17 protein-coding genes are annotated in these 20,465 nt (G+C 61.9%); 16 read left to right on the top strand and 1 reads right to left on the bottom strand.

Annotated features, from left to right (window positions below; all coding sequences use genetic code 11):
- Positions 1–10: 10 nt before the first annotated feature.
- From ABEB22_RS00905 to ABEB22_RS00840, 14 genes are all read left to right on the top strand, one after another.
- On the top strand, positions 11–307 hold the full coding sequence (locus tag ABEB22_RS00905) for a hypothetical protein (RefSeq protein ID WP_339112189.1): 297 nt from the start codon (positions 11–13) through the stop codon (positions 305–307).
- Between the two features lie 63 nt (positions 308–370).
- A complete protein-coding gene (gene nuoG, locus ABEB22_RS00900) occupies positions 371–2,368 on the top strand; it encodes an NADH-quinone oxidoreductase subunit NuoG (protein WP_406870639.1) in 1,998 nt (665 codons plus the stop codon).
- A 9-nt stretch (positions 2,369–2,377) separates the two neighbouring features.
- Positions 2,378–2,779 carry a hypothetical protein gene (locus ABEB22_RS00895; protein ID WP_350934394.1) on the top strand — a complete coding sequence of 134 codons (402 nt, stop codon included), beginning with the start codon at positions 2,378–2,380 and terminating at the stop codon, positions 2,777–2,779.
- Between the two features lie 23 nt (positions 2,780–2,802).
- Positions 2,803–3,840 (top strand): NADH-quinone oxidoreductase subunit NuoH, encoded by a 1,038-nt coding sequence (nuoH, locus tag ABEB22_RS00890; protein WP_339112191.1) that lies wholly within the window; start codon positions 2,803–2,805, stop codon positions 3,838–3,840.
- Between the two features lies 1 nt (position 3,841).
- On the top strand, positions 3,842–4,333 hold the full coding sequence (nuoI, locus tag ABEB22_RS00885) for an NADH-quinone oxidoreductase subunit NuoI (protein WP_339112192.1): 492 nt from the start codon (positions 3,842–3,844) through the stop codon (positions 4,331–4,333).
- A gap of 6 nt (positions 4,334–4,339) precedes the next feature.
- On the top strand, positions 4,340–4,762 hold the full coding sequence (locus tag ABEB22_RS00880) for a carboxymuconolactone decarboxylase family protein (RefSeq protein ID WP_339112193.1): 423 nt from the start codon (positions 4,340–4,342) through the stop codon (positions 4,760–4,762).
- Complete coding sequence (locus ABEB22_RS00875) at positions 4,759–5,361, top strand: NADH-quinone oxidoreductase subunit J (protein WP_339112194.1); 603 nt, start codon at positions 4,759–4,761, stop codon at positions 5,359–5,361. The genes ABEB22_RS00880 and ABEB22_RS00875 overlap by 4 nt, the downstream gene beginning before the upstream one ends.
- 102 nt (positions 5,362–5,463) lie before the next feature.
- The gene (gene nuoK / locus ABEB22_RS00870; RefSeq protein ID WP_339112195.1) at positions 5,464–5,769 is read left to right on the top strand and encodes an NADH-quinone oxidoreductase subunit NuoK; all 306 of its coding nucleotides are present in this window, start codon (positions 5,464–5,466) and stop codon (positions 5,767–5,769) included.
- A 3-nt stretch (positions 5,770–5,772) separates the two neighbouring features.
- Entirely contained in the window at positions 5,773–7,887 is a 2,115-nt protein-coding gene (gene nuoL, locus ABEB22_RS00865; RefSeq protein WP_339112196.1) for an NADH-quinone oxidoreductase subunit L, read from the top strand.
- Entirely contained in the window at positions 7,887–9,416 is a 1,530-nt protein-coding gene (locus tag ABEB22_RS00860) for an NADH-quinone oxidoreductase subunit M (protein ID WP_406870638.1), read from the top strand. Before nuoL ends, ABEB22_RS00860 begins: the two co-directional genes overlap by 1 nt.
- Positions 9,417–9,428: 12 nt before the next feature.
- Entirely contained in the window at positions 9,429–10,868 is a 1,440-nt protein-coding gene (gene nuoN / locus ABEB22_RS00855; RefSeq protein WP_406870637.1) for an NADH-quinone oxidoreductase subunit NuoN, read from the top strand.
- Complete coding sequence (locus ABEB22_RS00850; protein WP_406870636.1) at positions 10,858–11,616, top strand: biotin--[acetyl-CoA-carboxylase] ligase; 759 nt, start codon at positions 10,858–10,860, stop codon at positions 11,614–11,616. Before nuoN ends, ABEB22_RS00850 begins: the two co-directional genes overlap by 11 nt.
- Before the next feature lie 12 nt (positions 11,617–11,628).
- Entirely contained in the window at positions 11,629–12,408 is a 780-nt protein-coding gene (locus ABEB22_RS00845) for a type III pantothenate kinase (protein ID WP_339112199.1), read from the top strand.
- Positions 12,405–14,078 (top strand): ribonuclease J, encoded by a 1,674-nt coding sequence (locus ABEB22_RS00840; RefSeq protein WP_406870635.1) that lies wholly within the window; start codon positions 12,405–12,407, stop codon positions 14,076–14,078. Before ABEB22_RS00845 ends, ABEB22_RS00840 begins: the two co-directional genes overlap by 4 nt.
- 143 nt (positions 14,079–14,221) lie before the next feature.
- Here the strand turns inward: ABEB22_RS00840 and ABEB22_RS00835 are convergent, their stop codons facing one another.
- On the bottom strand, positions 14,222–16,381 hold the full coding sequence (locus ABEB22_RS00835; RefSeq protein ID WP_406870634.1) for a DEAD/DEAH box helicase: 2,160 nt from the start codon (positions 16,379–16,381) through the stop codon (positions 14,222–14,224).
- Positions 16,382–16,711: 330 nt separating this feature from the next.
- On the opposite strand from ABEB22_RS00835, the gene ABEB22_RS00830 reads away from it, so the two are divergent.
- Positions 16,712–18,607, top strand: coding sequence for a cation:proton antiporter (locus ABEB22_RS00830; protein WP_406870633.1), 1,896 nt, complete (start codon positions 16,712–16,714; stop codon positions 18,605–18,607).
- Between the two features lie 110 nt (positions 18,608–18,717).
- Positions 18,718–20,460, top strand: coding sequence for an arginine--tRNA ligase (argS, locus tag ABEB22_RS00825; protein WP_339112202.1), 1,743 nt, complete (start codon positions 18,718–18,720; stop codon positions 20,458–20,460).
- Positions 20,461–20,465: the final 5 nt, after the last annotated feature.

The following is a 20,465-nucleotide window of genomic DNA, read 5'->3' as shown; positions in this document are numbered from 1 at the left end:
GACCGGACATATGGCCCGCGGTATGGCATTGGGGGCAGCGCTTCTGGCTCTTGCCGCCTGTGACACCAAGCCGCTCGTGGCCCCCGAGACACCGGTTCCGGTGTCGCGCGGGGTGCCGCAGGGCTACCAGATCGCCCAATCGCCTTCGGGGCTGATCGTGCAGCGGGTGGCCACGCCCTTCCGCGCCGATGAGGGCATCGAGGCCAAGCGGACGGTCAATGGCTGGTGCGGCCCGAATGGCGTGAATTCGGGTCTGGATGACCGGTTCGAGGACGGGTCCTGGATCTTCCCGGGGGGCTGTAAGTGATGGCCCTTCGCACAGATATCACCGCGCGGATGACCGCGCCCGAGCAGACTGACGGATTGTGACATGGCAGACCTCAGAAAGATCAATATCGACGGCACCGATTACGAGGTGGATGGCGGCCTGACACTTCTACAGGCCTGCGAGGAAGCAGGCATCGAAGTGCCGCGGTTCTGTTATCACGAGCGCCTGTCGATTGCCGGTAACTGCCGGATGTGTCTGGTAGAAGTCGTGGGCGGTCCGCCTAAACCCACCGCCTCCTGCGCGATGCAGGTGCGTGATTTGCGTCCCGGCCCCGAGGGCCAGCCGCCGGTCATGAAGACCAAATCGCCCATGGTGAAGAAGGCGCGCGAAGGGGTGATGGAGTTCCTGCTCATCAACCACCCGCTCGATTGCCCGATCTGCGATCAGGGCGGCGAATGCGACTTGCAGGATCAGGCCGTGGCTTACGGCGTCGATTTCTCGCGCTACCGCGAGCCCAAACGGGCCGCGACCGAGCTGAATCTCGGCCCGCTGGTCGAGACCCATATGACGCGCTGCATCTCCTGCACCCGTTGCGTGCGCTTCACGACCGAGGTCGCGGGCATCAGTCAGATGGGCCAGACCGGCCGTGGCGAGGATAGCGAGATTTCCTCCTATCTCGATCAGACGCTCGACAGCAATCTTCAGGGCAATATCGTCGATCTCTGCCCCGTGGGCGCGCTGGTTTCGAAGCCCTATGCCTTTACGGCCCGTCCGTGGGAGCTGACCAAGACCGAATCCATCGATGTGATGGATGCGCTTGGCTCGAATATCCGCGTCGATACCAAGGGCCGTCAGGTCATGCGTATCCTGCCGCGCAACAATGATGCGGTGAACGAGGAATGGCTGGGCGATAAATCGCGCTATGTCTGGGATGGTCTGAAACGCCAGCGTCTCGACAAACCCTATATTCGCAAGGACGGCAAGCTGACCCCTGCAAGCTGGGGCGAGGCGCTTTCGGCGGCGGCCGAGGCGATCAGGGGCAAGAAAGTTGCCGGTCTGATCGGTGATCTGGCCTCGACGGAAGCCGCTTTCTCGCTGAAACAGCTGATCGAGGCGCAAGGTGGCCGCGTGGAATGCCGCACCGATGGTGCGCGTCTGCCCGTGGGCAACCGCTCGGCCTATATCGGCAATGCCGCGATTGCCGATATCGATGGCGCCAAGGACATCGTGATCCTCGGGTCCAATCCGCGTATCGAGGCGCCGGTGCTCAATGCCCGAATCCGCAAGGCCTGGCTGAACGGCGCGAAGATCAGGGTGATCGGCGAAGCGTCGGATCTGACCTATGATTACACGCATCTGGGCACCGACCGTGCCGCGCTGGCCGAATTGTCGGTGGGCGAGGGCGCGCTGGTGATCGTGGGGCAGGGCGCCGTGAACGAGGCCGATGGCGAGGCAGTGATCGCCGCTGTCATGGCCACGGGCGCGAAGATGCTGGTGTTGCACACGGCGGCTGGTCGCGTGGGCGCAATGGATGTGGGCGCGGTCACGGAAGGCGGTCTGCCGGTCGCGATCGAGGGCGCCGAGGTGATCTATAACCTCGGGGCCGACGAGATCGAGATCGCGCCGCGTTCCGAGGGTGGCCCGCTGGTCATCTATCAGGGCAGCCATGGCGACCGTGGCGCCAACCGCGCCGATATCATCCTGCCCTCGGCCTGCTATACCGAGGAAAACGGTCTCTTCGTGAATACCGAAGGCCGTCCGCAGCTTGCCTTCCGCGCCGCTTACCCGCCGGGTGAGGCGAAGGAGAACTGGGCGATCCTGCGGGCGCTTTCAGCCGAGCTGAACGCCAAGCAGGAGTGGGACACATTGGCGGGGCTTCGCCGCGCGATGGTGTCGGCCGTGCCGCATCTGGCGCGCGTCGACGAAATCGTCGAGAGCGAATGGACGGCCCTCGAGACCCGCGACATGGGCCGAGCGACCTTCCGTCCGGCGTTCCGCGACTATTACCTGACCAACCCGATCGCACGGGCTTCGGTGCTGATGGCGGAGCTGTCCGCCAGTGCCAAGGCCCGCGCCAACGCGCCGCTCGCGGCGGAATAAGGACATCCGATGCGCTCCAGCCTTAGCCAGATCGCGCTCCTGACCGCCGGCCTTAGCGCCGGACTGTCGGGCTGTGCCTCGGCCAAGGCGGCGCGCAAGGGGGTGACCTATCAGCCGGTCGAGACGCGGCTTCTGCAGGATGATCTTGTGGAATTCCGTGCATCGGTTGGCGGTCCGGGCGCCGATGCGGAGGCTGCGACCGAATTCGCGGCCTGTGCGGCGGCACAATATTCCCTGATCAGGGGCTTCGGGTTCGCGCGGCATATCCGCACGACCCTTGATGACAAAGACGGTTTCTGGCGGGCAGATGCCGTATACACCATTTCACCCGCATTGCCGCGGGGCCTGCGCACCATCGATGCCGAAGTAACGGTCTCCGATTGCGCGGATCGCGGCATCCCGACGGTTTAAGAGAAGGCGATCTGAGGAACACCATGGCCGAGTTTATCGCTACACCCTTTGGCACATTCGTGATCATCCTCCTGCAGGCGGTCGCGTTGATCGCCTTCGTGATGGTTGCATTGATCTTTCTGGTCTATGGCGACCGCAAGATCTGGGCAGCGGTGCAGATGCGCCGTGGCCCCAACGTTGTCGGTCCGTGGGGTCTGTTCCAGACCTTCGCCGATGCGGGGAAATACGTTCTCAAGGAGATCGTGGTTCCCGCCGGTGCCGATAAATTCGTGTTCTTCCTTGCGCCCTTGATGTCGATGGTGCTGGCCGTTCTGGCATGGGCCGTGGTGCCGATGGCCGATGGCTGGGTGCTGGCCGATATCAATGTGGCGATCCTCTTCGTCTTCGCGATCTCCTCGCTCGAGGTTTACGGCGTGATCATGGGCGGCTGGGCGTCGAACTCGAAATATCCGTTCTTGGGCTCGCTGCGCTCGGCGGCACAGATGATCTCCTACGAGGTCTCGATCGGTCTGATCATCATCGGGGTGATCATCTCGACCGGCTCGATGAACCTGTCCGACATCGTGCGCGCGCAGGATGGCTCGTTCGGCCTCTTCAACTGGTACTGGCTGCCGCATCTGCCGATGGTCGCGCTGTTCTTCATCTCGGCACTGGCCGAGACGAACCGCCCGCCCTTCGACCTGCCGGAAGCGGAATCCGAACTGGTTGCGGGCTTCATGGTGGAATATAGCTCCACCCCCTATCTGCTCTTCATGGCGGGCGAATATATCGCGATCTGGCTGATGTGTGCGCTGATCTCGATCCTGTTCTTCGGTGGCTGGCTCTCGCCGATCCCTGGTCTGCCCGATGGCGTCTTGTGGATGTTCCTGAAGATGGTCTTCTGGTTCTTCATGTTCGCCATGGTGAAAGCCATCACGCCGCGCTATCGCTACGACCAGCTGATGCGCATCGGCTGGAAGGTGTTCCTTCCGCTCTCGCTGGGCTGGGTCGTGGTGATCTCGTTCCTGGCGAAATTCGAAATCCTCGGTGCCTTCTGGGCCCGCTTCGCGATTGGAGGCTAATATGGCATTCGATTATGCCCGCGCCGCGAAATACTTCCTGCTTGTCGATTTCATCAAAGGCTTCGGCATCGGTATGCGGTATTTCTTTAGCCCGAAGCCCACGCTGAACTACCCGCATGAGAAGGGGCCGCTCTCGCCGCGGTTCCGTGGCGAACATGCGCTGCGTCGCTATCCCAATGGCGAGGAGCGCTGCATCGCGTGCAAACTGTGCGAGGCCGTGTGCCCCGCGCAAGCGATCACCATCGATGCCGAACCCCGCGCCGATGGCTCGCGCCGCACCACGCGCTACGATATCGACATGACGAAATGCATCTATTGCGGCTTCTGTCAGGAAGCCTGCCCTGTGGATGCCATCGTCGAAGGCCCGAATTTCGAGTTCTCGACCGAGACCCGCGAGGAACTCTTCTACGACAAGGCCAAGCTTCTCGATAACGGCGCCCGCTGGGAAGCCGAGATCGCCCGCAATATCGAAATCGACGCCCCCTACAGGTAAGGTGCCATGACGCAGGATTTCACCAAACTTTTCCAGACGATGATGGAGCAGGGGGCCGAGATGGCCCGCCGCTTCAATCCCGCATTGGAGAGCTTCAATCCTGCGGCTTTCGATAGCTATTTCCCCACCATGTCGCGCGACATGATGGAGATGTGGTTTGGCAATACATTCAATCGCGATGGTCTGGATGCGAAGACGCGTCTTCTGCTGACCCTCGCGGCACTGACCGCCATGGGTGCGCAGGCCGACGGCCAGATCCGGCTGACGATCCGCCACGCTATGGAAGCCGGTGCAACACAGCGGGAGATCGCCGAGACGATCTTCCAGATGAGCATGTTTGGCGGGGTGCCCGCCATGAGCCGTGCCTTCGAGATCGCCAAGGCGGTCTTTGCGGAGCAGGCAGAAGAATCTGCGGGAGATGACGCATGATGGTATTTTCGTTTTATCTCTTCGCCATCCTCGTGGTGGTGTCGGGGTTGATGGTTGTGCTGGCGCGCAACCCCGTGCACTCGGTGCTCTGGCTGATCCTGGCCTTCTTCTCGGCGGCGGGGCTGTTCATCCTGATGGGCGCTGAATTCGTCGCGATGCTGATGGTCATCGTCTATGTCGGCGCGGTCGCGGTGCTGTTCCTCTTCGTGGTGATGATGCTCGATGTGGACTTCACGGCGCTCAAGAGCGGGATGGTCAAATATCTGCCCATCGCCGTGCTGATCGGGATCGTGATCCTCGTGCAGCTGGGCTGGGCGATCGGGACGTGGAAGATGGCCGATGGCGCAACCAGCCTGCGGGCCGCCGTGGCGCCCGAGGGAGTGGATAACACCCGTGCGCTCGGTCTGATCCTCTATGACCAGTATCTCTATCTCTTCGAGGCCTCGAGCCTTGTGCTTCTGGTCGCGATGATCGGGGCGATCATGCTGACCATGCGCCACCGTGTGGATATCAAGCGTCAGGATCCGATGATGCAGATGCAGCGCGACCCGAAAGAACAGCTGAAGCTGATCGATGTGAAGCCGGGGCAGGGGCTCTAAGCCTGCCGTGACACAGATCGGGCGCGGAACCTCGCGCCCCAAAGAATTCGGCAGGATGCCTGCCAAAGACGGAGTACGGGGCGATGACCCGGAGGGACAACGATGATCGGACTTGAGCATTATCTTGGGGTGGCGGCGATCCTGTTCGTCATCGGTATTTTCGGAATTTTCGTGAACCGGAAGAACGTCATCGTCATCCTGATGTCGATCGAACTCATGCTTCTTGCGGTGAATATCAACCTTGTCGCCTTCTCGACCCATATGGGCGATCTGGTGGGGCAGGTCTTCACCATGTTCGTGCTCACCGTGGCTGCGGCCGAGGCCGCGATCGGTCTGGCGATCCTGGTGGTGTTCTTCCGCAACCGTGGCTCGATCGACGTCTCCGATGTCAACGTGATGAAGGGATAAGCGATGCCGACGATCATTCTGTTCGCGCCGCTCTTGGGCGCGCTTATCGCGGGCTTTGGCTGGCGGATCATCACCGAGAAGGGGGCGATGTATGTCTCCTCCGCGCTTCTGGTGCTGGCGGCCTTTCTCAGCTGGGTGGTGTTCCTGTCCTTCGATGGTCCGACCCAGCATATCGAGCTGTTCCGCTTCATTGAGTCGGGTGATATCGACAGTTCCTGGGCAATCCGTCTGGACCGTCTGACCACGATCATGCTGGTGGTGATCAACACCGTCTCCGCACTCGTCCATGTCTATTCTATCGGCTACATGGCGCATGACGAGAATTTCGGTGAGGGCGAGCAGTATAAAGCGCGCTTCTTCGCCTATCTCTCGCTCTTCACCTTCATGATGCTGACGCTGGTCACCGCCGATAACCTGATCCAGATCTTCTTCGGCTGGGAAGGTGTGGGTCTGGCCTCCTATCTGCTGATCGGCTTCTATTACAAGCGCCCCTCGGCAGGGGCGGCGGCCATGAAGGCCTTCATCGTCAACCGTGTGGGTGATTTCGGCTTCCTGATCGGGATCTTCGCGCTGTTCTTCCTGAGCTCGTCGGTCGATTTCGATACGATCTTCCAGATGGTGCCGCAGCTTGCCGAGCGCAGCATCGATTTCTGGGGCTTCTCGGTGAATGCGGTCGAGCTTTGCGCGATCTTCCTCTTCATCGGTGCGATGGGCAAATCGGCGCAGCTTCTGCTGCACACCTGGTTGCCCGACGCAATGGAAGGCCCGACGCCCGTCTCCGCGCTGATCCACGCAGCGACCATGGTCACCGCAGGTGTGTTCCTGCTGTGCCGGATGTCGCCGCTCTTCGAGTTCGCGCCCGAGACCAAATCCTTCATCGTCTTCCTTGGTGCGACCACGGCCTTCTTCGCCGCGACCGTCGGCCTCGTGCAGAACGACATCAAACGCGTGATCGCCTATTCGACCTGCTCGCAGCTGGGCTATATGTTCGTGGCCGCTGGTGTGGGGGTCTATCCGGTTGCCATGTTCCACCTGCTGACCCATGCGTTTTTCAAGGCGATGCTGTTCCTCTCTGCAGGTTCGGTGATCACCGCGATGCATCACGAGCAGGACATGCGCAACTATGGCGGCCTGCGTAAGAAACTGCCGCTGACCTTCTGGGCGATGATGGTGGGCACGCTGGCCATTACCGGCGTCGGTATCCCGCTGACCCATATCGGTTTTGCAGGCTTCCTGTCGAAAGACGCGATCGTGGAGAGCGCATGGGCGGGCACCGCAGGCGGCTATGCCTTCTGGATGCTGGTCATTGCGGCGCTGTTTACCTCCTTCTACTCGTGGCGCCTGATGTTCATGACCTTCTTCGGCACCGCGCGCGGCGACAAGCACAAGCATGAGCATGCCCGTGAGAGCAAGCCCGTGATGACCGTGCCGCTGGGCATTCTTGGTCTGGGGGCCGTGCTGGCCGGTATGATCTGGTATGGTCCGTTCTTCGGCAACGAAGAGAAAATGGCCAAGTTCTTCAACATGCCGACACATGAAGTGGCCGCTGTCGAAGCTCCCGAAGCTGCCGAAGGGGCTGGCGCGATTGTGGCGACCGGTGCCGAGGCAACGGAGGCAGGTGACGCCGCCGAGAGCGCGCACGAGATGCCTGCGATGGGTCCGACGGGTGAGGGGGCTGTGTTCATCGCGCCCGATAACCATGTGATCCACGATGCACATGAGGCCCCTGCCTGGGTGAAGGTCTCGCCCTTCATCGCGATGGTCATCGGCTTTGCCGTGGCATGGGTGATGTATATCGCGCAGCCCAAGCTTCCGGCGAAAATGGCCTCGACCTTCTATCCGCTCTACAAATTCCTGCTCAACAAGTGGTATTTCGACGAGCTTTATGAATACATCTTCCGCCGTCCCGCGGTCGGCCTTGCGCGCTTCTTCTGGAAGAAGATCGACGAGGCCACCATCGACGGTGCCATCAACGGGCTCGCGTTCAAGGTCATTCCCGCGCTCACCCGTCTCGCTGGCCGGATGCAGTCTGGCTACCTCTTCCACTACGCATTCACCATGGTCATCGGCATCGTGGTGCTCATGTTCTGGGTCGTTCTGGCCGGAGGGTCGCAGTAATGCAGAACCTGCTTTCCATCGTCACCTTCATCCCCGCGCTGTCGGCGATCATCCTTGCGGTGGTCATGCGCGGGGGCACCGAGGCGGCAGACCGTAACGCGAAATGGTTTGCGCTGACCGCCACGCTGGTGACGCTTCTGGCCTCGCTCTTCCTGCTGGCAGGCTACGACCCCTCCAACCCTGATTTCCAGTTCGTCGAACAGGCGGAATGGATCCTCGGCATGAACTACAAGGTCGGGATCGACGGCATCTCGCTCGTCTTCGTCATGCTGATCACCATCATGATGCCGATCACCATTCTCTCCGCATGGGTCAATGACCGCCGCGTGAAGGAATATATGATCGCCTTCCTCGTGCTGGAAACCTTCATGCTGGGCGTGTTCACCGCCCTCGATATCGTGCTGTTCTACCTCTTCTTCGAGGCCTCGCTGATCCCGATGTTCCTGATCATCGGTGTCTGGGGCGGGCGGCGCCGCGTCTATGCGACCTTCAAGTTCTTCCTTTACACCTTCGTGGGCTCGGTCTTCATGCTGGTGGGGATCGCGTGGATGTTCGCCATCACGGGAACCACCGATATCCCGACCCTGATGAGCTATGATTTCTCCTCCGAGGCCTTCTCGGTGCTGGGGATCAACATTCCGGGCGGTGTGCAGACGCTCCTCTTCCTTGCCTTCTTCGCGTCTTTTGCTGTGAAGATCCCGATGTGGCCGCTCCATACATGGCTGCCCGATGCGCACGTTCAAGCGCCAACGGCCGGTTCGGTCGACCTTGCAGCGATCCTGCTGAAAATGGGCGGCTACGGCTTCCTGCGCTTCTCGCTGCCGATGTTCCCCGTGGCCGCCGACCTGATGTCCGATTTCATCATGTGGCTCTCGGTCATCGCGATCATCTACACCTCGCTCGTGGCGCTGGCGCAGACCGATATGAAAAAGGTCATCGCCTATTCCTCGGTCGCCCATATGGGTTTTGTCACGCTCGGTATCTTCTCCTTCAACAAGCAGGGGATCGACGGCGCGGTCTATATCATGCTCAGCCACGGTTTCGTGTCGGGCGCGATGTTCCTGGGCGTCGGGATCATTTACGAACGCCTGCATACCCGCGAGCTGTCGGCCTTCGGCGGCCTCGTCAAGCGGATGCCGGTCTATGCGCTCTTCTATATGTTCTTCACGATGGCCAATCTTGGCCTTCCGGGAACGGGGAGCTTCGTGGGTGAGTTCCTCGCCCTGACCGGTGCCTTCAAGGCGCACACCATTGCGGCGACGCTGGCGACGCTAGGTGTGATCCTGTCGGCGGCCTATGGCTTGTGGATGTATCGCCGGATCTTCTTCGGAGAGTTGCTGAAGGAAAGCCTGAAAAGCGTGAAGGATCTCGATGGTCGCGAGATGTGCATGATGATCCCGCTGGTCGCGATCGTGCTGCTGCTCGGTGTCTATCCTGCCTTCCTGACCGATATCATCGGCCCGACGGTTGCCAATCTGGTCAATAACTACCATGCCGATCTCGCCGCCGCTGGCGTGGCCGTGCAGTAAGGAGAGCCAACAATGACTTCTACGGATTTCGCCACGGTGATGCCGGAGTTCCTGCTGTCGCTTTACGCGATGGTGGCTCTGCTGGGTGGTGTCTGGCTTGGCAAGGACAAGGTCGCGGGGTTCATCCTGTGGCTCACGGTCGCGATCCTTGTGCTCTTCGCGGCGCTGATCGGTCTCAACAATCTCACGAATGTGGCCTTTGACGGGCTCTTCATCGAGGATAACTTCTCGCGCTTCGCGAAGGTGCTGATCCTGCTCTCGGCGGCGGCTGTGCTGGCAATGGGTGTGGATTATCAGGAACGTCGCGGGTTGATGCGGTTCGAATATCCCATCCTCATCACGCTGGCCGTGGTGGGTATGATGATGATGGTCTCGGCGGGCAACCTGATGTCGCTCTATATCGGGCTCGAGCTGCAATCGCTATCGCTCTATGTGGTAGCGGCATTGCGTCGCGACAGCACCCGTTCTTCGGAAGCCGGTCTGAAATACTTCGTCCTCGGTGCGCTCTCCTCGGGGATCATGCTCTACGGTGCCTCGCTCACCTATGGCTTCGCCGGCACGACCGATTTCGCCGGTATCCTGTCGGTGGTCAAAGAGGGGCAGATCCCCGTGGGCGTGCTCTTCGGCCTTGTCTTCATGATGATCGGGCTGGCCTTCAAGGTCTCCGCCGTGCCGTTCCATATGTGGACGCCGGATGTCTATGAGGGCTCGCCCTCCTCGATCACCGCCTTCTTTGCCACCGCACCCAAAGTGGCGGCGATGGCGCTCTTCGCGCGGCTCCTGTTCGATGCCTTCGGTGGCGTGACCGACCAATGGGGTCAGGTCGTGGCGCTCCTGTCGGTGGCCTCGATCCTTCTGGGCTCCATCGGTGCGATCGGGCAGACCAATATCAAACGTCTGATGGCCTATTCCTCGATCACCCATATGGGCTTCGCGCTTCTGGGGCTGATGGCGGGCACCGAACAGGGTGTGGCTGCGATGCTGATCTATATGGCCGTCTATGTGGCGATGAATATCGGCATGTTCTCCTTCATCCTGTCGATGGAGCGCGACGGCCAGCCGGTCACCGATATCAAGGCCCTCAGCATGCTGGCGCGCCGTGGTCCGATGCGGGCATGGGCGCTGCTGATCCTGCTTTTCGCGCTGGCCGGTGTGCCGCCGATGATGGGCTTCTGGGCCAAGTTCTCGGTGCTGGTGGCGGCCGTTCAGGCGGGTTATGTCTGGCCTGCGGTCTTTGCCGTGATCGGCTCGGCCATCGCCGCCTTCTACTACCTGCGTATCGTCTACTACATGTATTTCGGTGACGAGGAAGAGCTGGGCATCGACAAGCGCATCGCGACACCGCAGCGCGTGCTCCTCATCGGGTCCGGGATCATCATGGTGGCAGGTTCGATCAACCTCTTCGGTATCGAGGGTGTCGCACAGGCGGCAGCAGCAGCACTTGTCCACTGATCTACCCCAATGGCCCGAGGCAGTGGCGCGCAAGGTCCTGCCCCGGGTCGATAGCACGATGGCCGAAGCGGCCAGAATGGCTCCGCAACAAGCGGGGCCAATCTGGATTCTGGCGCATGAGCAAATGGCGGGTCATGGGCGGCGGGGACGTGCATGGGTGCAGCCCTCGGGGAATTTCTCCGCGAGCTATCTGTTCCGGCCCCGCATGGAGCCCGCCCGGGCGGCGCTATATTCCTTTGTCGCGGCGCTGGCGCTCGACGAGGCGCTCGGCCAGATCTGTGGGCCTCAGGCGCAACTGGCGATCAAATGGCCCAATGACGTGCTTCTGAACGGTGGCAAGGTGTCGGGCATCCTGCTCGAGACCATCGGACAGGGGCCGGAGGCATGGCTCTGCATCGGTATCGGCGTCAATCTGGCACAGGCGCCCGAGGCGGGGCTCGTGGAAGCGGGCGCCGTGGCGCCGGTAAGCGTGGCACAGGCCTTGGGATATGCGCCGACGCCGGACGAGTTTCTGGCCTATCTCGCCCCCGCTTTCGACCGCTTTGCCACAGATTACCAGACCTATGGTTTTGCGCCGATCCGCACGGCTTGGCTGGCACGTGCCGCGCGTATTGGCCAGCCTATCCGCGCACGGACGGGCACCCAGAGCCATGACGGCATTTTTGAAACCATCGACGAGAGCGGTGCGATGATCCTGAACCGTCCCGAGGGACGGCTGGCAATCTCTGCCGCTGATATCTTTTTCTGAAAGGGGGGCGCGATGCTTCTCTGTATCGATTGCGGGAACACCAATACGGTCTTCTCCATCTGGAACGGTTCCGAGTTTCTGAGCACCTGGCGCATCGAGACCAATCACAAACGCACGGCCGATGAATATTATGTCTGGCTGACCTCGCTGATGATGCTGCACGATATGAAGGTGCGGATAGGGGCGGTGGTGATTTCCTCGACTGTGCCGCGTGTGGTGTTCAACCTGAGGGTTCTGGCCAACCGCTATTTCGACTGCCGGCCGCTGGTGGTGGGTAAGCCTGAATGCCAGCTCCCTGTGGCGCCGCGTGTCGATATCGGCACCACCGTTGGTCCGGACCGGCTGGTGAATACGGTGGCAGGTTTCGACCGGCATGGCGGTGATCTGATCGTCGTCGATTTCGGTACGGCAACTACCTTCGATGTGGTGGCGCCCGACGGGGCCTATATCGGCGGTGTCATTGCTCCGGGCGTCAATCTGTCGCTGGAGGCGCTGCATGCCTCGGCGGCGGCCCTGCCGCATGTGGATGTCACCATGCCGGAGAAGGCTGTGGGCACAAATACCGTCGCCTGTATTCAATCCGGCGTCTTTTGGGGCTATATCGGTCTTGTCGAAGGCATTGTGCGCCAGATCCGGCTGGAACGTGCGCGCCCGATGAAGGTGATTGCCACCGGCGGGCTTGCAGAACTTTTCGAGCAAGGGTTTGATCTCTTTGACAGTGTCGAGTACGACCTAACCATCCATGGTCTGCGATTGATCCATGATTATAACAAGGGGCTGGCAAGCGCATGAGCGACAGGCTGATCTATCTCCCGCTAGGCGGGGCAGGCGAAATCGGGATGAATGCCTATGTCTATGGCTATGGTCCCGAAGGGTCCGAACGGCTGATCGTCGTCGATCTGGGCGTGACATTTCCGGATATGGACGGATCGCCGGGTGTCGATCTGATCATGGCCGATGCGGCATGGCTGGAACAGAATGCCGAGCGCATCGAGGCGATCTTCATTACCCACGCGCATGAGGACCATATCGGGGCGCTGCCCTTCCTGTGGCCCAAATTGCGCAAGCCGGTCTATGCGCGTGCCTTTACGGCGAGCCTTGGCCAGCAGAAACTCAACGAGAACGGCGTGAACACGCAGATCAACGTGGTCGAGCCGCGTCCGCACGTGATCGAGGCGGGTCCGTTCAAGGTGCAATTCGCGCCGATCTCGCATTCGATCCCCGAAAGCTCGGCGCTGATCATCGACACGCCCGAAGGCCGGATCGTCCACTCGGGGGATTTCAAGCTCGACGCAAATCCGATCGTCGGCGAACCCTTCGACGTGCAGATGTGGCACGAGATCGCGCAGGAAACGGGCGGCATCAAGGTGTTGACCTGCGATTCCACCAATATCTTCAGCCATCTGCCGGGCAAGTCGGAGGCGACTCTGATCGAGCCGCTGACGAAGCTCATCCAGATGCAGGATGGCATGATCGTCGCGACCACCTTCGCCTCGAACGTCGCTCGGTTGAAAACGCTGGCCGATGCGGGGGTCGCGGCGGGCCGATCGATCTGCCTGCTCGGCCGTTCGATGAAACGGATGGTTCAGACCGCCAAGGAAACCGGCGTGCTGAAGGATTTCCCTTCCGTGGTGCAACCCGAAGAGGCCGCCGACATCCCGCGCGAAAACCTGATGCTGATCGTGACCGGCTCGCAGGGCGAGCGGCGCGCGGCCTCGGCGGCGCTGTCGCGCGGTAAATATCTGGGTCTCGAGATGAAAGAGGGCGATGCGTTCCTCTTCTCCTCGAAAACCATTCCCGGCAACGAGATCGGCGTGATCAAGATCATGAATGCCTTCTCCGAGATGGGGGTTGAGGTGATCGGTGATCGCGGCGGGCTCTATCACGTTTCGGGCCATGCCAACCGTCCCGATCTGGAGGCGGTGCATGATCTGCTCAAGCCCAAGACCCTGATCCCGATGCATGGCGAGCACCGTCATCTGCGCGAGCATATGAAACTGGCGCAGTCCAAAGGTATCGCCTCGGAAATCGCAACCAACGGGACCATGCTTGATCTGACCGGCGACCAGCCGAAGGTCGTGGAATATATCGAGACGGGCCGTCTCTATCTGGATGGCACCGTTCTGATCGGCGCGCTGGACGGTGTGGTGCGCGAGCGTATCCGCATGGCACTGAACGGGCATATCATGGTGAATGTGATCATCGACGAAGACGGGGCGCCATTGGGCGATCCGTGGGTCGAGACGATGGGCCTGCCGGTCAAGGGCCGTTCTGGCATCGCGCTCGAGGAGGTTCTCGAACAGGAACTCTCCGAGGCACTCGATCGCGCACCGGGCAAAGTGATGAAGGATGACGACAAGATCGAGGATGTGCTGCGCCGCCAGGCCCGCACCTGCTCGCTCGAGGAGATCGGCAAGAAGCCGGAAGTGACCGTCGTCGTCTCGCGTCTGATGGACGAATAGGCACCCAATACCTGCCATTGATACCCGCCCGTGCCTGGCACGCGGCGGGTATTTTTATGTCGGCCCATTGCGGCGCGTGACGATAGAGCAGACATGAAAAAGGCGGCCCGCGGGGCCGCCTTTCTTGCATCTGGATTGATCGATCAGCTTTCGCTGCTTTCGCTCGGCGTTTCCGCTGCCGGAGCGGCGGTGGCGTCCCCTGCGGCCTCGACCGGTTCATCGGTCTTCTTCTTGCGGCTGCGCGTGGTGGTCGCCTTGGGCTTGGCTGCGGCCTTGGTGGTCGTGGTTTTGGCCTTGGGCGTTTTGGGCTTTGCCGTTGTCGAGCGGGTGCGCGTGCGCTTGGGCTTTGCAGCGGGTTCCTCTGCCGCAGCTTCGGCAGATGCTGCTGTCTCTCCTGCAGGCTCGGCTGCAACCGGTTCCGCGGGGACGGCTTCGGAGGCTACGTCCGCCTCGGGCGTTGCGACCGGAGCAGCCGCGTCGGTCGACGCTTCGACTGCCGCCTCGGCGCTGGTCTCTTCGGCCTTTTTCGGAGCAGCCTTGCGGCGACGCGAACGGGTGGGTTTCGGCGCTTCTGCCTCTTCCTGCACCTGCGTTTGAGCCTCGGCCTGAATATCGGCCTTCGCCTCGACCGGGGCTGCCGGAGCCGCGGCCTCGACTGTCACCTCGGCCGTCGTTTCGACTACGCTGTCCTCGTCATGCTCGTCATCCTTCGGACGCGAAATCACGAATTCGCGCAGCAGGAATTCCGGCACATGGTCGCCCATGCCGACCACATCGGGGCCATCATCACGACGATTGCGGCGGTAGCGGTCGGAGCCATGACGCTCCGGCTGCGCACGGCCGTGTTCGTAGGATTTTCCATGATCATGGCGGGGGCTGCGCGGGGTCTCGGCTTCGGCGCGCGGAGCCTCTTCGCGGCGCTCGCTGTCGCGGCGGTCATCGTAGCGGCGTTCGGCGGTTTTAGCCTCGACGGATTTTGCCTCGGGGACAGCCACGTTCAGCGGCTCTTTCGACGCTTCCTGACCGTGATCGGGGACGGGACGTTTGTGGTCACGTCCATTGCGCCCGCCGCGTTCGCTGCGCGAGGAGGACGAGCGGCCACCACGTTCGGTGCGCGGGCGCGGAGCCTGGCTTGCGGCGTCGGACAGCTCGAACCCTTCGGGAATTTCCGCGCGGGGCAGGGTCGTCTTGACCAGATCCTCGATCTGGCCGAGGAATTTCTCGTCATAAGGCGTCGCCAGCGAGATCGCGGTGCCCAGACGGCCCGCGCGACCGGTTCGCCCGATGCGGTGCACATAGTCTTCGGCATGCATCGGCAGATCGTAGTTGAAGACGTGGCTGACGCTGGGCACATCCAGACCGCGGGCCGCCACATCGGAGGCCACAAGGATTTTCAGCTTGCCATCGCGGAAGCTTTCCAGCGTGCGGGTCCGCTGCGACTGGTCCAGATCGCCATGGATCGGCTGCGCATCAAAACCGTATTTTTGCAGCGATTTCGAAACGATATCCACATCCGTCTTGCGGTTGCAGAAGACGATCCCGTTATCGAGCTTCTCGCCCTCGGCGGTGATCACCGCGCGCAGCAGTTCGCGCTTGGTCTTGGCGGCCTGATCCTTGCGGGGCGGGGTGATCTCGATGAGCTTTTGAGTGATGGTCTGCGAGGTGGTGGCCTGACGGGCCACTTCCACGCGCACCGGCGCCTGCAGGAAGGTATTGGTGATACGTTCGATCTCGGGAGCCATCGTTGCCGAGAAGAACAGCGTCTGACGGGTGAAAGGCGTCAGCTGGAAGATGCGCTCGATATCGGGGATGAAGCCCATATCCAGCATCCGGTCAGCCTCGTCGACCACCATCACCTTCACATCGGTCAGGATCAGCTTGCCGCGCTCGAAATGGTCCAGAAGGCGGCCCGGAGTGGCAATAAGCACATCCACACCCTTGTCGATCAGCTTGTCCTGCTCGCCAAAGGCCACGCCACCGATCAGCAGGGCGCGGGTCAGTTTGGTATGTTTGGCATAGAGGTCGAAATTCTCGGCGACCTGCGCGGCCAGTTCGCGCGTCGGTGCGAGCACCAGCGACCGCGGCATCCGCGCGCGGGCACGGCCACGGCGCAGGCGGGTCAGCATCGGCAGGGTGAAGGACGCGGTCTTGCCGGTCCCGGTCTGGGCGATCCCCAGAACATCCTTGCCCTCGAGGGCAGGGGGAATCGCTTTTTCCTGAATCGGAGTGGGCGAAGTGTATCCCGCCTCTTCGATGGCAAGAAGAACCTTGGGGTCGAGTTTCAGCTCGGAAAACTTGGTCATACGCGTCCTGATAACAGCAGAGCAATGTCTGCAGAAAATAAGGGACGCGACGGTTCAGGCGCCCCGGCTAGCTCCCACCGGATTATGGGATGGCGTGTGCACTAGCCGAATTTCAGCAAAAGGTCAATGTAAAGGGCCATGCAGCGGCGGATGTAGCGATTGTTTCGCCATAATGGTGGCCATTATGCCTGCAATGCAGCCCGGCGGACCCGTGCGACCGATCAGCGCAATTGCCTGCGCCGTCCGGGAGCGCTATCTCCTTGCTTTGGTTTTGACAGCCATGACCCAAGGTGACAAAGCTTGGCGTCCCCCCGAAAGCGAGGACTTGGAATGACTTCAGAGATCGTCACGCATGCTGCAGGCCTCGGTCCTGTCATGGCCTTCGCCACGGTGGGCGCGGTCGGCGTCGGTGCCCAGTGGCTGGCATGGCGGCTCCGCCTTCCGGCCATCGTCTTCATGCTGATCGCGGGCGTTATCGTCGGGCCGGTGACGGGGCTCATCGACCCGATGCGCGATTTCGGTGACCTGACCGGCCCATTGATCAGTCTGGCGGTGGCGGTGATCCTGTTCGAGGGGGGCATGTCGCTTGACCTCCACCGACTGGGCGATGCGCGGGCCGGTGTGATGCGGCTCGTGCTGATCGGTGCGCCTCTGGGCTGGCTGATGTCGACGCTTGCCCTGCGGCTGGCAGCCAATCTCTCCTGGGAAAGCTCCGCCGTCTTCGGTGGCATCATGATCGTCACCGGCCCGACGGTGATCGCACCACTTCTGCGCTCCGCGCGTCTGGCACGGCGACCGGCACAGCTTCTGCAATGGGAGGCCATCGTCAACGACCCGATCGGCGCGCTGGCTGCTGTGCTGGCCTATGGGGTCGTGTTGGTGTTCCATGCCGATCTGGGGCTGGGCGAGGCCGCGCTCGAGACAGGGCTCGGCATTCTCTTCGCGCTGGTCTTCGGCCTTGCCAGCGGGCGGGCGATGGTCTGGGCGTTCGAGGGCGGGCGGGTGCCGGAATTCATGAAGGTGCCGGTGCTGTTCGTGGCGCTGCTGTTTACCTTCGCGCTGAGTGATGCGGTGCTGCATGAAAGCGGGCTTCTGGCAGTGACCATGATGGGGCTGGTGATCGGCAATGCCGATCTCCCCTCCTATACCGAACTGCGCCGGTTCAAGGAGCATGCCACTGTTCTGCTGGTGTCGGGGGTGTTCATCCTGCTGGCAGCGAGCCTCGATATCTCGCAGCTGCGGCTCCTGAACTGGAAGGCACTGGGCTTCCTAGTGGCGGTGATCGCCATCGCGCGCCCTGCTACGGTGCTTTTGTCGCTTCTGGGCACCAAAATCCCGTGGAAAGAGCGCGTCTTTATCGCCATGACCGGCCCGCGCGGGGTGGTTCTGGTGGCGGTGGCGGGGCTCTTCGGGCAGCGTCTGGCCGATGCCGGCGTGGCCGATGGCGCGATGATCGCGCCGCTGGCCTTCCTGCTGGTGACGGTCACGGTGGTGCTGCACGGGTTCACACTGGCACCTCTGGCGCGGGCGTTGGGACTGGCCGATACCGAGAAGCCGGGCGTGCTGATCGTGGGCGGCTCGCGGTTTTCCACCCGTCTGGGCGAGGCGTTGCAAAAGGCCGATGTGCCGGTGCTGATCGCCGATTCCAACCACCAGCACCTGATCCGGCCACGGGCGGCGGGGCTGAAGACCTTCTATGGCGATATTCTGGGGGAGGCCGCCGAGGATACGATCGAGCGGCTCTCCTATTCCAATGTTCTGGCGGTCACCGATAACGACGCCTACAACACGCTGGTCTGCACCGATCTCGGCGCAGAGCTGGGCCGTGCCAACGTCTGGCAGGTCGCCCGTCAGCGCGAGGACCAGCGCCGTCATGCGCTGCCTGCGCAGCTGGGCGGACAGCCCTTCGGGGCGGGGCGGACCTTCGATATGTTCCGCGATATGGTGCGCGAGGGCTGGAGCTTCCGCGTGACCCGCCTGACCGAGGAGTTCACGCTGGCACAATGGCGCGCGCTGCGCCCGATGGCCGTGCCGCTTCTGCGGATTTCTCCAAAAGGGGAGATCGGTTTCATCGACAAGCCCGAGGAGCTGAAGGCCGATGCGGGGGTGCGGATACTGTCGCTCCTGCCGCCCGATGCAGGCTCCGACGAGGCGGCCAGCGTGGCGGTGACCGAGGTAGACGAGAAACCCGACACCGCCCCCGGTCCGGTCGCGCCGCTGCCCTGATGTGGCGCGATACGGGGCAGTGACCCACGCAAAACCCCGTGGTCCGTGCCGCAACAGTTGACCTTGACCGCCGCCTCTGGCAGTGGAGAGGCAACCAGAGGAAGACCCAGATGAACCTGTTTGCCAATATCCGCGCGGTCGTGATCAACGCGCTGAACGAGATGACGAAGGACGGCACGCTCCCCGAGGGGCTGGACCTGAGCAACGTAACCGTCGAGCCGCCGCGAGACGCGCTGCATGGCGATATGGCGACCAATGCCGCGATGGTGCTGGCCAAGCCCGCAGGCGCCAAGCCCCGCGATCTGGCCGAGGCGCTGGCTGCCAAGCTGCGCGAGGAGCCGCGTGTGACCTCCGCCGAAGTGGCAGGGCCCGGTTTCCTGAACCTGCGTCTCGATGCGTCCGTTTGGGGCGATGTGGCCCGTGCGGCGCTCGCCGCAGGCCCTGATTTCGGCCGTGCCGATCTGGGCAAGGGTCTGAAGGTCAATGTCGAATATGTCTCGGCCAATCCGACCGGTCCGATGCATGTCGGGCACACCCGTGGCGCGATCTTCGGCGATGCGCTCTCGAGCCTGCTGGATTTCGCGGGCTATGATGTCACGCGCGAATATTACATCAACGATGGTGGCGCGCAGGTCGATGTGCTGGCGCGCTCTGCCTATGAGCGCTACCGGGAGGCCTGCGGCCTCGAGCCCGAGATCCGCGAGGGTCTCTATCCGGGCGATTACCTGATTCCGGTGGGGCAGGCGCTCAAGGATAAATATGGCGACAGCCTGCTGGAAAAAGGCGAGCAGTTCTGGCTTGAGGATATCCGCGAGTTCGCCACCGAAGCGATGATGGAGATGATCCGCAGTGATCTGGCGTCGCTAGGTGTGAAGATGGATGTCTTCTATTCCGAGAAATCGCTCTATGGCACGGGCCAAATCGAGGCGGCGCTCAAGCGCCTAGAAGATATGGGTCTGATCTATGAGGGTGTGCTTGAGCCGCCGAAGGGCAAGCTGCCCGAGGATTGGGAAGAGCGCGAGCAGACGCTGTTCAAATCGACCCAGTTCGGGGATGATGTCGACCGTCCGGTGAAAAAATCCGACGGAAGCTGGACCTATTTCGCGCCCGATATCGCCTATCACTGGACGAAGGTCGAACGCGGTTATGACATGCTGATCGACGTCTTCGGCGCCGATCACGGTGGCTATGTGAAGCGGATGAAGGCGGCCGTGGCGGCGCTTTCGGACCGTCGCGTTCCGCTCGACATCAAGCTGATCCAGCTGGTGAAGCTGTTCAAGAATGGCGAGCCCTTCAAGATGTCCAAACGTGCAGGCACCTTTGTGACCCTGCGCGATGTGGTCGAGCAGGCGGGCGCCGATGTGACCCGCTTCCATATGCTGACCCGCAAGAATGACGCAGCCCTCGATTTCGATTTCGACAAAGTGCTCGAGCAGTCCAAGGATAACCCCGTTTTCTATGTGCAATACGCACATGCGCGGGTCTGTTCGGTCATGCGCAAGGCGGCGGAAGCGGGCTGGGATCTCAATGATGCCAAGCTCTCGCAGGCCGATATCATGCTTGAGGATGCCGCACAGGCCACGCTTGCACGCAAGATCGCCGAATGGCCGCGTCTGGTGGAAATCGCCGCCCGTGCCAATGAGCCGCACCGCGTGGCCTTCTTCCTCTACGAGCTGGCCTCCGACCTCCACAGCCTGTGGAATCGCGGCAATGACAAGCCCGAATTGCGCTTCTTCCAGGAAGGTGACGAGGCTGCGACCACCTCACGAATCGCTCTGGCCCGCGCCACGGCGGTTGTGATTTCTGCCGGACTTGGTATCCTTGGTGTCACTCCGGCTGAAGAGATGCGCTAAAACGC

This window comes from Thioclava sp. 'Guangxiensis' (assembly GCF_045348365.1).
GTDB classification, from domain to species: Bacteria; Pseudomonadota; Alphaproteobacteria; order Rhodobacterales; family Rhodobacteraceae; genus Thioclava; species Thioclava kandeliae.
The sequence above is the reverse complement of the archived record's forward strand: the minus strand, read 5'-3'. Positions and strand labels throughout refer to the sequence as shown.

What these genes read in the sequence shown, in the direction of transcription:
- ABEB22_RS00875 (WP_339112194.1), top strand. Translation starts at nt 4,759, where the DNA reads ATGATGGTATTTTCGTTTTATCTCTTCGCCATCCTCGTGGTGGTGTCG.
- ABEB22_RS00840 (WP_406870635.1), top strand. Translation starts at nt 12,405, where the DNA reads ATGAGCGACAGGCTGATCTATCTCCCGCTAGGCGGGGCAGGCGAAATC.
- ABEB22_RS00845 (WP_339112199.1), top strand. Translation starts at nt 11,629, where the DNA reads ATGCTTCTCTGTATCGATTGCGGGAACACCAATACGGTCTTCTCCATC.
- nuoI (WP_339112192.1), top strand. Translation starts at nt 3,842, where the DNA reads ATGGCATTCGATTATGCCCGCGCCGCGAAATACTTCCTGCTTGTCGAT.
- ABEB22_RS00880 (WP_339112193.1), top strand. Translation starts at nt 4,340, where the DNA reads ATGACGCAGGATTTCACCAAACTTTTCCAGACGATGATGGAGCAGGGG.
- nuoG (WP_406870639.1), top strand. Translation starts at nt 371, where the DNA reads ATGGCAGACCTCAGAAAGATCAATATCGACGGCACCGATTACGAGGTG.
- ABEB22_RS00830 (WP_406870633.1), top strand. Translation starts at nt 16,712, where the DNA reads ATGACTTCAGAGATCGTCACGCATGCTGCAGGCCTCGGTCCTGTCATG.
- ABEB22_RS00905 (WP_339112189.1), top strand. Translation starts at nt 11, where the DNA reads ATGGCCCGCGGTATGGCATTGGGGGCAGCGCTTCTGGCTCTTGCCGCC.
- argS (WP_339112202.1), top strand. Translation starts at nt 18,718, where the DNA reads ATGAACCTGTTTGCCAATATCCGCGCGGTCGTGATCAACGCGCTGAAC.
- nuoK (WP_339112195.1), top strand. Translation starts at nt 5,464, where the DNA reads ATGATCGGACTTGAGCATTATCTTGGGGTGGCGGCGATCCTGTTCGTC.
- nuoH (WP_339112191.1), top strand. Translation starts at nt 2,803, where the DNA reads ATGGCCGAGTTTATCGCTACACCCTTTGGCACATTCGTGATCATCCTC.
- ABEB22_RS00895 (WP_350934394.1), top strand. Translation starts at nt 2,378, where the DNA reads ATGCGCTCCAGCCTTAGCCAGATCGCGCTCCTGACCGCCGGCCTTAGC.
- nuoL (WP_339112196.1), top strand. Translation starts at nt 5,773, where the DNA reads ATGCCGACGATCATTCTGTTCGCGCCGCTCTTGGGCGCGCTTATCGCG.
- nuoN (WP_406870637.1), top strand. Translation starts at nt 9,429, where the DNA reads ATGACTTCTACGGATTTCGCCACGGTGATGCCGGAGTTCCTGCTGTCG.
- ABEB22_RS00835 (WP_406870634.1), bottom strand. Translation starts at nt 16,381, where the DNA reads ATGACCAAGTTTTCCGAGCTGAAACTCGACCCCAAGGTTCTTCTTGCC.
- ABEB22_RS00860 (WP_406870638.1), top strand. Translation starts at nt 7,887, where the DNA reads ATGCAGAACCTGCTTTCCATCGTCACCTTCATCCCCGCGCTGTCGGCG.